The sequence below is a fragment of the Microbacterium sp. Cr-K20 genome (assembly GCF_000708325.1).
Lineage (GTDB): Bacteria > Actinomycetota > Actinomycetes > Actinomycetales > Microbacteriaceae > Microbacterium.
Genome location: NZ_JARE01000047.1, coordinates 174,893 through 187,318, shown reverse-complemented (window position 1 = coordinate 187,318; position 12,426 = coordinate 174,893). Strand labels below are relative to the sequence as shown.

The 12,426-nt window shown below is 68.2% G+C and carries 11 protein-coding genes; 6 read left to right on the top strand and 5 right to left on the bottom strand.

Going from position 1 to position 12,426, the window contains the following annotated elements; all coding sequences use genetic code 11:
* Positions 1-28: 28 nt before the first annotated feature.
* Positions 29-616: a TetR/AcrR family transcriptional regulator gene (locus GZ67_RS0109000; RefSeq protein WP_029263522.1), complete on the bottom strand. Its 588-nt coding sequence runs from the start codon at positions 614-616 to the stop codon at positions 29-31.
* A 95-nt stretch (positions 617-711) separates the two neighbouring features.
* On the opposite strand from GZ67_RS0109000, the gene lipB reads away from it, so the two are divergent.
* A complete protein-coding gene (lipB, locus tag GZ67_RS0108995) occupies positions 712-1,365 on the top strand; it encodes a lipoyl(octanoyl) transferase LipB (protein WP_029263523.1) in 654 nt (217 codons plus the stop codon).
* Positions 1,362-2,351 (top strand): lipoyl synthase, encoded by a 990-nt coding sequence (gene lipA / locus GZ67_RS0108990; RefSeq protein WP_029263524.1) that lies wholly within the window; start codon positions 1,362-1,364, stop codon positions 2,349-2,351. The genes lipB and lipA overlap by 4 nt, the downstream gene beginning before the upstream one ends.
* A 36-nt stretch (positions 2,352-2,387) precedes the next feature.
* Here the strand turns inward: lipA and GZ67_RS0108985 are convergent, their stop codons facing one another.
* The 4 genes from GZ67_RS0108985 to smc all read right to left on the bottom strand — a co-directional run bounded on the left by GZ67_RS0108985 (position 2,388) and on the right by smc (position 8,331).
* The gene (locus GZ67_RS0108985; RefSeq protein WP_029263525.1) at positions 2,388-2,888 is read right to left on the bottom strand and encodes a DUF2004 domain-containing protein; all 501 of its coding nucleotides are present in this window, start codon (positions 2,886-2,888) and stop codon (positions 2,388-2,390) included.
* Positions 2,889-2,932: 44 nt separating this feature from the next.
* Entirely contained in the window at positions 2,933-3,805 is an 873-nt protein-coding gene (gene ftsY, locus GZ67_RS0108980) for a signal recognition particle-docking protein FtsY (RefSeq protein ID WP_029263526.1), read from the bottom strand.
* A gap of 75 nt (positions 3,806-3,880) precedes the next feature.
* Entirely contained in the window at positions 3,881-4,747 is an 867-nt protein-coding gene (locus GZ67_RS0108975) for a Vgb family protein (protein WP_051662442.1), read from the bottom strand.
* 38 nt (positions 4,748-4,785) lie between these two features.
* Positions 4,786-8,331, bottom strand: coding sequence for a chromosome segregation protein SMC (gene smc / locus GZ67_RS0108970; RefSeq protein WP_029263528.1), 3,546 nt, complete (start codon positions 8,329-8,331; stop codon positions 4,786-4,788).
* A 533-nt stretch (positions 8,332-8,864) separates the two neighbouring features.
* Here smc and GZ67_RS0108960 point away from each other — a divergent pair.
* The 4 genes from GZ67_RS0108960 to GZ67_RS0108945 all read left to right on the top strand — a co-directional run bounded on the left by GZ67_RS0108960 (position 8,865) and on the right by GZ67_RS0108945 (position 12,406).
* Positions 8,865-9,146: a hypothetical protein gene (locus tag GZ67_RS0108960; RefSeq protein ID WP_029263529.1), complete on the top strand. Its 282-nt coding sequence runs from the start codon at positions 8,865-8,867 to the stop codon at positions 9,144-9,146.
* Positions 9,147-9,210: 64 nt separating this feature from the next.
* Positions 9,211-10,290 carry a GNAT family N-acetyltransferase gene (locus GZ67_RS0108955; protein ID WP_029263530.1) on the top strand — a complete coding sequence of 360 codons (1,080 nt, stop codon included), beginning with the start codon at positions 9,211-9,213 and terminating at the stop codon, positions 10,288-10,290.
* Between the two features lie 101 nt (positions 10,291-10,391).
* On the top strand, positions 10,392-11,087 hold the full coding sequence (locus GZ67_RS0108950; RefSeq protein ID WP_029263531.1) for an ABC transporter ATP-binding protein: 696 nt from the start codon (positions 10,392-10,394) through the stop codon (positions 11,085-11,087).
* Entirely contained in the window at positions 11,084-12,406 is a 1,323-nt protein-coding gene (locus GZ67_RS0108945) for an FtsX-like permease family protein (protein ID WP_029263532.1), read from the top strand. Before GZ67_RS0108950 ends, GZ67_RS0108945 begins: the two co-directional genes overlap by 4 nt.
* The last annotated feature ends 20 nt before the right edge of the window (positions 12,407-12,426 follow it).

Genomic DNA, 12,426 nt, shown 5'->3' with positions numbered 1-12,426 from the left:
CCGGCTCACGGCGTTTCGTCCGCGGCGATCATTCTTTCCAGGGGAGGTCGTTGATCACGCCGAGCGCCTCATGCAACACGGCCTCCGGCGTTCCTCGCCCCGCCCCCTGCTCAGCCCAGACACGCAGCGCCGAAAGCACGGCAGCGGCGTAGGCAGCTCCGACGATGTCGGCACGGACGACGTCGATTCCGGCACTCCGCGCCGCGGCGGCAACGGCATCGGAAAGCCGCGCCAGACGGAGGCCCGTGTCCCTCACGAGCTCATCCTGCAATCCCATCGCCGCGGCGTTGCGGAGCGCGAGGGCGAGCGGATCCGGTTCGAAACCGTGCACGACGAGCAGCAGGATTCGGCGCACCGTCTCTCCGGATGCCCCGCTCCCCAACCCGCCGAGCGATCGGATCGCTTCACCGATGCGCTCGTCCATGCCCGACCACAGCACGTCACTCTTCGACGTGAAGTAATTGAAGAAGCTCGATCTGCTCACGCCGGCTCGCTGGGTGATGTCCGCGACCGACGTCGCGTCGTACCCACGCTCCAGGAAAAGCTCGCACGCCGCCTCCGCGAGAGTCTCTCGCGAAGACGCCTTCGGGCGTCCTGCTCTGCCGGTGGAACTCATGCCCTCACGCTACCGCGACGCGAAGCGCCGGCACCGGGCAACCGCAGAAGGGGTATTGTTGCCCTCAGTCCAATTAACTTGAGAAGGAGAGCGTGATGCTCGACATCCTCACTCCGGGGTTCGCTCCGACGCCCATGCCGTACGTCGCCGGGTGGGATCTGCAGAGACGCGTTCATGCCGGCGTGGTCGCCGACATCCGTCCGAACACGCTGATCCTCCTCGAACACGAGGCCGTCTACACGGCGGGAAAACGCACCGAAGCGCACGAGCGTCCGCAGGACGGCACACCGGTGATCGATGTGGACCGCGGGGGCAAGATCACCTGGCACGGCCCGGGGCAGCTGGTGGGGTATCCGATCGTGCGGCTGATCGAGCCCATCGACGTCGTCGCGCATGTGCGTCGCCTGGAGCGCCTCCTCATCGACATCCTCAAGCCGTTCGGGATCGAGGGCTATCAGGTCGACGGTCGGAGCGGAGTGTGGGTGCGGCGCCCGCTTTCCGAGGACAAGGTCGCAGCGATCGGTGTACGGGTACAGCAAGGGGTGACGATGCACGGCTTCGCGATCAACTGCGACAACACGCTCGCCGGATTCCAGGGCATCGTCCCGTGCGGCATCACCGACGCCGGCGTCACGACGGTGAGCGAGGTCGTCGGCGCCGCCGTGTCCCCCCTCGATCTCGTCGATGCGGTGACGGAGGCATTCGTCACCGAATACGGTCGCACCGAGCTGACAGGAGCCCGCGCATGACCGCCGCCCCCGAGGGCCGCAAGCTCCTGCGACTCGAGATCCGGAACGCGGAGACGCCGATCGAACGGAAACCGGACTGGATCAAGACCAAGGCGAAGATGGGCCCGGACTACACGGCACTCCACTCCCTCGTCAAGAGTGAGGATCTGCACACGGTGTGTCAGGAGGCCGGCTGCCCGAACATCTACGAGTGCTGGGAGGATCGCGAGGCGACATTCCTCATCGGCGGCTCTCAATGCACCCGTCGATGCGACTTCTGCCAGATCGACACGGGGAAGCCCGATGCCTACGACACCGACGAGCCTCGCCGCGTCGCCGAGAGCGTGGCACGGATGAACCTGCGCTACGCCACGGTGACGAGCGTCGCCCGCGACGATCTGCCGGACACCGGAGCGTGGCTCAACGCGGAGACCGTGCGGAAGATCCACGAACTCAACCCGAACACCGGGGTCGAGCTGCTCGCGAACGAACACAACGCCGACCCCGCTTTCCTGGGACAGATCTTCGACGCCCGCCCGGAGGTGTTCGCCCACAACGTGGAGACGGTGCCCCGCATCTTCAAGCGCATCCGTCCCGCGTTCCGCTATGAGCGCTCGCTGAACGTCCTCACCCAGGCACGCGATGCGGGACTGATCACGAAGTCGAACCTGATCCTCGGCATGGGCGAGGAGCCGGAAGAGGTCGTGCAAGCCCTGAACGATCTGCACGAAGCCGGCTGCGACATCATCACGATCACGCAGTACCTCCGACCCACGCCCCGCCACCTGCCGGTCGCGCGATGGGTGAAGCCGGCGGAATTCGTCGAGTTCAAGGAAGAGGCGGAGCGAATCGGCTTCCTCGGCGTGCTGGCAGGTCCGCTGGTGCGGTCGTCGTACCGTGCGGGGCGCCTGTGGGCACAGTCGATGGTGTCCAAGGGGCGCGAGATCCCCGACCACCTGTCGCACATCGCAGAGAGCGCCGACCTCGGGTTCGCGCAGGCCGTCTGATCGACCGTCGTCCCGGGTGCACCCCGGGACGGTGGCTCAGTCGGCGCTCATCACCGACTGCACCGTGCCGTCCGAGCCGAGATTCACGAGCAGGACGTCGTCGGATGAGCTGTCATCCAGGGCGTACTCGAGGACGGCGAAGGGCTCCGAGCCTCCGTGCTCGTCGGCGAGGATGGTCATGCTCATCAGGCGCAGCGAGCGGATGATGTCCACGGCCGCATCCCCTGACACGTCGACGAGGACCTCCGGGAGATCGTCGCCGTAGGCCTCCTGCTGCTGGAGGATGTACTCGGTCACCTCGCTGGTGCGGTCATCGACCTCGGCGAGCATGCCCCGCCGGGCGGTGTCATCGACGTTCTCAAGTCCGGCGATGAGACCCGCGGCGATGTCCAGCGCGTCCGCGGACACGTCGTCCTGGTCCGGAGCGGTCAGATCGACGGTGACGCTCTGGTCTCCGAGTTCGACGGTCTCCGACCAGAAGATCGAGCCGTCGGGGCCCGAGGACAGGAGTCCGAAGTAGTCGTGTTCGATCGCCATAACGCTATGAAACCAGCCTCGTGCTCACTGCGGTAGTCCCGTCATCAACCGACCAATGACTGGACGAACACATGGGGGGTGAATCCGGTGAGATCGTCGATCCCCTCGCCCTGTCCGAGCAGCTTCACGGGGATGCCCGTGCGCTCCTGCACCGCAAGCACGAACCCGCCCTTCGCGGATCCGTCGAGCTTGGTCAGGACGAGGCCCGTGACGCCCGCGTGCTCCAGGAACGCCTCGGCCTGCATCACGCCGTTCTGGCCCGTCGTGGCGTCGAGGACCAGCAGCACCTCGCTGATGGGAGCCTGTTTCTCGATGACGCGTCTCACTTTGGAGAGCTCGTCCATGAGCCCGCCCTTGGTGTGCAGGCGGCCGGCGGTGTCGATGATCGCGATCTCGATACCTTCGCGCTTGGCGTACTCGATGGTCTGGAAGGCGACGGATGCAGGATCCTGGCCCTCCTGCTGCGGACGGACGATCGCCGCTCCCCCGCGCTGCGCCCAGGTCGCGAGCTGATCGACTGCCGCTGCGCGGAACGTGTCGGCTGCACCGACGACGACACTGCGCTGATAGCCGCGGAGGAACTTGGTGAACTTGCCGATGGTGGTCGTCTTGCCAACGCCGTTCACGCCGACGACCAGCACGACGGCCGGACGCTCGGTGAGCTTGAGTGTCGTGTCGAACTTCGCGAAGTGCTCTTCGAGGGTCTCGCGCAGCATGCGCTGGAGGTCCCGAGGATCGGTCGTGCGGTACTTGTCGACTTTGGCCCGCAGCTCCTCGACGACGCGCTCGCTGATGTCGGGCCCGAAGTCGGCCGTGATCAGCGCCGTCTCGAGGTCCTCCCACGTCGTCTCATCGATGGTGGGCTTGACGAACATGCCGCGCAGTGCGCGACCGAGAGACCAGGACTTCTCCGCCATCCCTCCAGCCTACGGGTAGCACCGGGGAATGAACTCCGCTTCCGAACAGAGCGGCGCGGCGGTTCGAACCGCCCTCTACAGCCCGATGCCGGCAACGACCCCGCTTTCGAAGGCAACCCACACGACGCCGTCACCATCGAGAGCCAGGCCGTGCGGTTCCTCTCCGATGCCGGAGAGATCGAACTCGGCGAGATCGCCCTCCGCGGTGATCCTGCCCAGCCTGTTCGCTCCCCACTCCGTGAACCAGCACCCGGTGTCGTCGGCGATCACCGCGTGCGGTCGGCTGTCCGGTGCGAGGACGAAGTCGCGGACGTGCCGATCGCCGTCGACCCGGAGGATGCTCCCCCGCGCGATGTCGGCGGACCAGACATACTCCCCTGCTGCCGCGATGCCGACGGGGGCTGCGCCGTCGGGCAGCGTGATGAGATCGGTACCGCCTGCGGCATCCCATCGCTCGAGCACCCCCCGCTGGTTGAGCGAGACCCAGACAGAGCCGTCCCGGTGGGCGGTGGCCATCGCCGGGTATGCGCCTTCCAGGGGGACGGCGACCTCGCTGCGGAGTCCGTCCCGGCTGACCACGGCGAGCTTGTTCTCCTGCATAAGGGTCACCAACGCATCGGAGCCGACAGCCGCGATGCCGTACGGCCCACCCGGAACGTCGATGAAGTTCAGCCGATCGTCGCTCGCGATGATGGCTATCCGATCTGCGCCGGTAACCGCGCACCACGTCGCTTCGGAGGTCACGGCGAGCTGACCAGGCCGCTCGCCGATGGTGAACCGGTGCTCGCGCCCGTCCGGGGACCGCCGCACGAGCTCTCCGGTGTTCACGAGAGTGATCCACATCTCGCCGCTGGAGCCGAAGGCGACAGCGTATGGACCGGCCGCGCCGTAGTCGAGCACCGCAGCGCTGTGTGCGGCGAGGGGCTCGGTGATGTCGGCCACGAGTTCACCCGCCTTTCATCGCTTCCCCGCCTGGGAGGTCACACCGCGGCTGCGGCCCGGTCTCCCACGCGCTGACCGACGACCGCCGACACACCGTCCTGGCGCATCGAGACTCCGTAAAGGGCGTCGGCGATCTCCATCGTGCGCTTCTGGTGCGTGATGATCAACAGCTGGGAGCTCTCTCGCAGCTGCTCGAACACCGTGAGCAGGCGCCCCAGGTTCGCATCATCGAGCGCCGCCTCGACCTCGTCGAGAATGTAGAACGGGCTCGGCCGCGCCTTGAAGATCGCCACGAGCAGGGCGACCGCGGCCAGCGAACGCTCACCGCCGGAGAGCAGCGAGAGTCGCTCGATCTTCTTCCCGACCGGACGCACCGACACCTCGATGCCGGTGGTCAGCATGTTCTCCGGGTCGGTGAGGGAGATGCTCCCCGTGCCACCGGGAAACAGCAGCGGGAAGACCTGACCGAACGCCTCCTTCGTGTCCTCGAAGGCGCTCGCGAAGATGGTCTGCATGCGCTCGTCGAGGTCGGCGATGATCGTCAGGAGGTCCTGACGCGTCTGCGTGAGATCGGCCAGCTGCTCGGTGAGGAAGGCATGGCGCTGCTCCAGCGCGGCGAACTCCTCGAGCGCCAGCGGATTGACGCGTCCGAGCTGCGCAAGCTTCCGCTCGGCATCGGCCAGACGGCGTTGCTGGATGCGGCGGTCGAAGGGGATCGCCGTGTCATCGAGCAGCTCGTCTGCGGGGTGCTCGACTCCCGGGTCGCGCGGTACGAGCTGATCAGGGCCATATTCCGCGACGAGAATATCTTCGTCGAGGGCCAGCTCAGAGGAGACCCGCTCGAGCAGGCTGTTGAGATGGAGTTTCTTCTCGTGGATCTGCAGCTCGAGACCGTGCACGCTCTCGGTCAGACCCGCGAGGCGCTCTCGCAGCGACGTCTCCTGGGCGCGGAGCCCGACGAGCTCCTCGTTCTGCGCCGAACGTGCGGCCTCCGCCTCGGCCAGGGCCAGGCGCGCCTCGGTGACCGAGCGGTCGAGGGAGTCGAGGATCCGCGGCAGCTCCTCCGCGACGCCCGAAGCCGCTTCGCGCTGGGCACGACGGATCACCGCACGCCGCGCCGCTTCGGCCGCGGCATCGCGCTCCTGCTCGCGCTGCCGCTCGAGACTCGTGACCCGCGCCTGGGCCGCGCGCACGCGTTCCCGCAGCGTCTCGATCTCCAGCCGCGCTCGCACCTCGCCCTCACGGGCCAGCTCGAGCGTCTCGAGCAGCCCGTCTCGCGCAGAGGCGTCGAGGACCGGACGCGGAGCCGCGATCGCCTCGTCCAGCGCAGCTTTGGCGGCTTCCGCTTTCGCCTCCGCATCGGACACGGCGGCCTGCGCTTGGGCCAGGCCGGTTTCGAGTCGCTCGCATTCGGCGACCGCGGATTCGTGGCGGACGGTGACCCGGTTCACCTGCTCGGCATGGGTGGCGAGGGCTGCATCATGCTCGCGCAGAGCACGGAGCGCGTCCTTCGCCTGGCGTCTGGTCGTCTCGACTGCTTCGTTCGCGTCCTCGCGCGCCTCGCGGAGCGAGTCCACCACGATCTGAATCTCCGCCAGGCGCTCGGCGGCGGCATCCCGCTCCGCCGCGAGCTCCAGTCGCGATCGTTCGCCACCGGACCCGGTGCGCAGCGTCTGGGCGGTGATCACGTCGCCCCCGACGGTCACGATCGTCGTCGAAGTGTCCCCGGCTCCGTCGAGCGCCGTGCGCGCGACACGGGCGGCGCCCAGATCGTCTGCGATCAGAACGTGCGACAGGATGCCCAGCACACCGTCGGGTGCCGTCACAGTCTCGACCGCGGGTGTGACGCCCTCGATCGGGGCGGCGACGGGCTCTGGACGAAGCGCGTCGGCGACGACGAAGTCGACGACTCCCCTGCGGTTCTCGGCAGCTTCTGCCGCCTGGGCGAAAGCGTCGGCCGCAGTGTCGATGAGAACGCCTTCTGTGAGCGGACCGAGGACCGCGGCGATCGCCGCTTCGTAGCCGGCACGGACCTGCACGGCGTCTCCGACGAGTCCGCGAATGCCCTTTCCGCCGGCTTTGACGATCTCGGCGGCGCCACCCGACAGGGCCAGAGCACTGCTCAGGGCCGCGGCCTTCGCGGTCAGGGAGTCGACCTCACGCTCGGCCGCATGCAGTCGCTCACGCAGAGTCTCCCGCTCGGCCTCCGCGGCTGTCGCCGCCCGCTGCGCGCTCTCGTACGCGGCCGCATGTTCGACGGCGGTGCCCTCGGGCGCTTCGGCATCGTCGATCGCCTCGAGCGCCTCGGCAGCCTCCCGCCTGCGCGCGTTCGCCGCCTCGAGCGCGTTCTCCTGACGAAGCACCGCGCCTCGCACGGCGGCGAGTGCCGAGGCCGCGGCGTCAGCGGTGCCGCGCAGCGCCGAGAGGCGCATGTCGTATTCCGACACCAGCGCACTCTGCTCGGCGATGTCCACATCGAGCGTGTCGAGCTCAGCCCTGGCGTGCACGACGTCACGGCTCGCCGACGCCGCCGCATCCTGCGCGTCGCCGAGACCGGCCGAGATCACGTCGATCTCGTCCTTCGCCTCATCGATAGTGGCCTGGGTCACGGTGACGGCGGTGACGGCAGCGTCGTCGTCTTCGGATCCGAGCAGCGCCAGGCGTTGGTTCGCGAGCGTGTAGAGCCCGCGCATCCGCTCCTGCACCTGCTCCAGACCGAAGGCCACGCTCCGGGCCTGATCGACGGCGACCGAGTTCTGATCCTGCTCGAGCCGAGCGATACTCGCTCGCACCGTTTCGGCCTGGTCCGACAGGACCAGCCGCTCGGTGTGGCGTTCGTGCTCGGTACGGGTGTGGTCGGCGAGAGCCGTACGCAGCGCGACGACGTCGTCCGCGAAGATCCGGGCCTTCGCATCACGCACGACGGCAGCGATCGTCTGCGCCTCGCGCGCGATCTCCGCCTGGCGCCCGAGCGGCTTGAGCTGACGGCGGATCTCCCCCGCCAGGTCGCTGAGACGGGTGAGGTTCGCCTCCATCGCATCGAGCTTGCGGAGGGTCTTCTCCTTGCGGCGGCGATGCTTGAGGATTCCCGCCGCCTCTTCGATGAAGCCCCGCCGGTCCTCGGGAGAAGCCTGCAGCACCGTGTCGAGGCGCCCCTGCCCGACGATCACGTGCATTTCGCGGCCCAGTCCGGAGTCGCTGAGAAGCTCCTGCACATCGAGGAGCCGGCATCCTTCGCCGTTGATCGCGTACTCGCTCGACCCGTTGCGGAACAGCGTGCGGCTGATCGTGACCTCGGCGAACTCGATCGGGAGGGCACCGTCGGCGTTGTCGATCGTGAGCTGCACCTCAGCGCGCCCGAGCGGGCCCCGCGTCGAGGTGCCCGCGAAGATGACGTCCTCCATCTTCCCGCCGCGGAGCGTCTTCGCGCCCTGCTCCCCCATCACCCAGGCAAGGGCGTCGACGACGTTCGACTTGCCCGACCCGTTGGGGCCGACGATGCAGGTCACGCCGGGCTCGAAGACGAAGCTCGTCGGCTGCGCGAACGACTTGAACCCTTTGAGCGTCAGGCTCTTCAGATGCATGCGGGCACCGCTCGTCCGGGGAGAATCACGCCGCTACGCTACCGGAATCACGGGCTTCAGCCGTCATCCCGCGCGGGCGTTCGTCGAACCGATACCGCTCGACGACACGCCGTAAGATACGGAAACGCTTGACGCTGCCCGCTCGTGTTCGCTACCGTTTCCTCCGGATCGCCACACGAAAGGAGGTTACCGATGATGATGATTCAGCTCAACGCACAGGCCACTGGCCTTGCCGCGCCCGCGCACTCTGCGCTGCGCCCTGCGTTCTCGGTGACCGCCGGCGTCCGCATCAGCGCGCTCTCGTAGCAGCGCACCCCGAGAATCACGCCCCGTAGTGGGCCTCCTCTCTCCGGTCGGTGCATCCGCGCCCCACCCTCTGTTCCGCAACCGGAACATGGATCTCGCCGCCTTCGGCTCCCACGCTCCGTGGTCCGAGGAGCCGCCGTCGTCCGCGCCCCTGGCGGCCATGCTCGCCATCGAGGTGCGACGTCTCCTGCACACGCACGCCCACTTCCCTTTCGAAGGACTCTCTCGTGAACACCACGTTGCGCCGCAACATCACCCACCCGCCCGATACCGAGGACCGCGAGGTCTTCCAGATCCCCCGCGACGATGAGCTCCGCCGTTTGGCGCTCACGGATCGCCTCTCTCTCCGGATCGGCCTCTGGCTGCTCCAACGGTCTCAGCGCCCGCGTCGGCAACGCCGCGCCGTCCACATCGAGTCGGCGGAGCTGCTGATCTCCGAGCAACGTCGCCGCGCCGAACATGAGCTGGGCGTCCTCACGGCCTTCGCCCTGCAGCGCGGTATCCGCTGATTCCGTCGCCCGAGGGACGCCGAGTCCCACATCCCTCTTGAACCCACACCAGTAAGGACCTGACATGACCATCGCTGAACCGACGATCACGCCGTTGATCGTCCCGACCTCGATCGATGACGACACGGCGGCGGAGTTCCGGGCGTACGGCGAACTCAACCGCCAGATCTGCGACGAGCAGGTCGGACTTCCGGGCCTCGCTCTGGAGGCGGCGCAGGTTCTGCCCGGCTGGCAGGACGACACCGACTCGCTGGACCGCGGCTTAGTCGCCCGTGTCGACGGTGAGATCGTCGGCATGGCGACGATCTCCTTCGCGCAGGAGGAGGAGGCGAACGCCGGCGAGATCGACATGCTCGTGCCGGAGGCGCACTGGGGTCATGGCATCGAGAACGCGCTGCTCGCGCGCGCCGAGGAGGAGGCCAGATCGCGCGGTCGCACCGTTCTTCAGCTGTGGAGCCTGCACCGGCCGGAAGAGACCGAGCGCATGCTCGTGCCGAGGACCGGGTGGGGCCGCGTGCCAGCCACGCCCCTGAGCGATCTGGCCGAATCCGCCGGATACACGCTCGAGCAGGTCGAGCGGAACAGCGAGTTCGATCTGCGCTCCGACCCGGCGCTCCTGCGCACGGCGCTGGCGGAGGCGAACGCTCATGCCGGTTCGGAGTACCGGATCGTGGAGTGGATGCTGCCGACGCCGCCGGAACTGCGCGCGGCATACGCCGGCATCCTCGCACGCCTGTCGACAGACGCCCCGAGCGGGGAGATGGACTTCGTCGCCGAGGTGTGGGACGCCGATCGTGTCGCACGGCGGGATGGGCGAATCGCCGACTCCGGACGTGTCGTCTCGGTCGCCGCCGTGCAGCACGTCCCCACCGGCGACATCGTCGCCTACAACGAGCTGCTGATCGGGACCGATCACACGGGCGTCACCCATCAGTACGGCACCCTGGTGTCGACGGACCACCGCGGTCATCGGCTCGGGACGATCGTGAAGTGCGCGAACCTGCTGCGGTGGCAGGCACTGATGCCGGAGTCGCCCGTCGTCTCCACGTTCAACGCGGAGGAGAACCGCCCCATGCTCAGCATCAACGAGAAGATCGGCTTCCGGCCGGTATCGTATGCCGGCGGGTGGCAGAAGAAGCTCTGAGGCACGTGCGGGCCCGATCTCATTCTCCGGGATGAGGTCGGGCCCGCTCCGTCATCCGCCGGATCGACGACATCGGGTGTTCTGCTGACGAGAGTGGAAACATGAACATCCCCGTGATCGAAGCCCATGCCCTGACCAAGACCTTCGGGATGACACGCGCCCTCGCCGGAGTCGATCTCGCGATCCATCGCGGTGAGTCCGTCGCGATCATGGGCGCCTCAGGTTCCGGCAAGACGACCCTGCTGCATGTACTGGCCGGAATCACCACGCCGGATGCGGGCAGCGTTGTCTTCCGGCCGACTGAAGGCGCTCCCATCGAGGTCACCGCGCTCGGTGAATCCGCGCGGTCGCGACTGCGCCGCGAGAGGTTCGGCTTCGTCTTCCAGCAGGGGCTGCTCATCCCGGAGCTGACGGCAGTGGAGAACGTCGCGCTGGCGTCGATGATCAACGGCATCCGACGTCAGGATGCCATCCAGCATGCGGCGTCGTGGCTCGCCGCCCTCGGTCTCGCGGGTATGGAGGATCGCCGGATCGGCGAGCTCTCCGGCGGTCAGGCCCAGCGCGTCGCCATCGCGCGTGCGCAGGCCACGGGCGCGGAGCTCGTCTTCGCCGACGAGCCGACCGGTGCTCTCGACTCGCACACGTCGTCCGAGGTCATGGATGCCCTGCTGTGGTCGACCACCGCCCAGGGCCGGACCCTCGTCGTGGTCACCCATGACCCCGAGGTGGCCAGTCGCTGCACCCGCACGGTCGCCGTCCGCGACGGACGAATCGTCTCCTCGGCGGTGGCCGCGTGAACCGGCACGTCCTCGCTCTGCTGCTGCGCCCCGCGCCAGAGCAGAACAGCGTGCTCGCCCTTCCCGTCGTGGCGTTCGGCGTGGTGACCACACTGGTGCTGACCGTGATCGGAGGCGCCCAGTCATTCTGGGGCTGGACGGACCCTGAGGCCCCCATCTATCAGGCGCTCGCCGCCATCGCGCTCGTCCTCCTGGTCGTCCCGCTGATGTCGCTCGGCGGGGCAGCGGCGCGGCTTTCCGCCCGTCGCCGGGACGAGCGCCTCTCGACCCTTCGGCTGCTCGGGGTCTCCCCTGCCGGCGTCACGGTCGCCACCGTCACCGAGTCCGTTCTCGTCGCCGCTGCAGGAGCCCTCGCCGGCGTGGTCGGACACGTCGCATTGAGTCCGCTCATCGGGCTGATCCCGTTCCGCGGCGAAGCTCTCGGGTTCGGTGCGGTCGTGCTGCCTCCGGCGCAGATCGCCGTGGTGCTCGCTGGCGTGCTCTTCCTCGCTTCGGCCAGTGCGGTCGTCGGGCTTCGACGCGTGGTGATATCGCCCCTCGGTGTCCGCACCCGTGCCACGACAACCAACGTGCACTGGATCCGCGCATTGATCGCCGCGGGCACAATCGCGATCGCAGTCGTGCTCATCAAAGTCTTCCCGTCCATCGGCGGGCTGGTCACCACCATCGTCGTGCTGGCCGGACTGTTCGGTGCCGCGCTCGCGGTGCTCAACGTCGTGGGCCCGTGGGTCCTCAAGGTGTCGGCATCGCGACAGCTTCGCCGGGCCGAACAGCCGGAGCGGCTGCTCGCCGCGCGCGTGGTCCTGGATTCTCCCAAAGCCGCGTGGCGGCAGGTCGGTGGCATCGCGATGGCGAGCTTCATGGCCGTCTTCGCCGGAACGGGCGTGGCACTGATGAACGTGATGACCGGATCGGAGGCGGCCGAGGCCGACATCGCCCTGGCCACCGATATCCGCACGGGTCTCGTCATCACCCTGATCGGGTCGTTCCTCATGGTGGCGGCGTCCGTCGGCGTGAACCAGGCGTCCGACGTGCTCGACCAGCGCGAGCTGCACCGCAGCCTCCATCACCTGGGCATGCCGCTGGAGACCGTGGACCGTGCCCGGAGACGCGCGATCATGTCCCCGCTGCTGGTCACGGCGATCGGCTCAGCCCTGGTCGCGGCCGTCCTCGTGATCCCCCTGCTCGGAATCGCACTGATCACGGCGCCGCTCTCGCTCCTCACGATCGCGGCGGTGGTCGGTGTGGGGATCGGGATCGTCTGGGCGACCACGTGGGCCACGCGTCCGCTGCTGCGGGGAGCGTTCCAGACCGCATGACCGGCCGCGACGCCGCTGAC

Coding starts and splice junctions, on each gene's coding strand:
- GZ67_RS0109000 (WP_029263522.1), bottom strand. CDS start 616: ATGAGTTCCACCGGCAGAGCAGGACGCCCGAAGGCGTCTTCGCGAGAG.
- lipB (WP_029263523.1), top strand. CDS start 712: ATGCTCGACATCCTCACTCCGGGGTTCGCTCCGACGCCCATGCCGTAC.
- lipA (WP_029263524.1), top strand. CDS start 1,362: ATGACCGCCGCCCCCGAGGGCCGCAAGCTCCTGCGACTCGAGATCCGG.
- GZ67_RS0108985 (WP_029263525.1), bottom strand. CDS start 2,888: ATGGCGATCGAACACGACTACTTCGGACTCCTGTCCTCGGGCCCCGAC.
- ftsY (WP_029263526.1), bottom strand. CDS start 3,805: ATGGCGGAGAAGTCCTGGTCTCTCGGTCGCGCACTGCGCGGCATGTTC.
- smc (WP_029263528.1), bottom strand. CDS start 8,331: ATGCATCTGAAGAGCCTGACGCTCAAAGGGTTCAAGTCGTTCGCGCAG.
- GZ67_RS0108955 (WP_029263530.1), top strand. CDS start 9,211: ATGACCATCGCTGAACCGACGATCACGCCGTTGATCGTCCCGACCTCG.
- GZ67_RS0108950 (WP_029263531.1), top strand. CDS start 10,392: ATGAACATCCCCGTGATCGAAGCCCATGCCCTGACCAAGACCTTCGGG.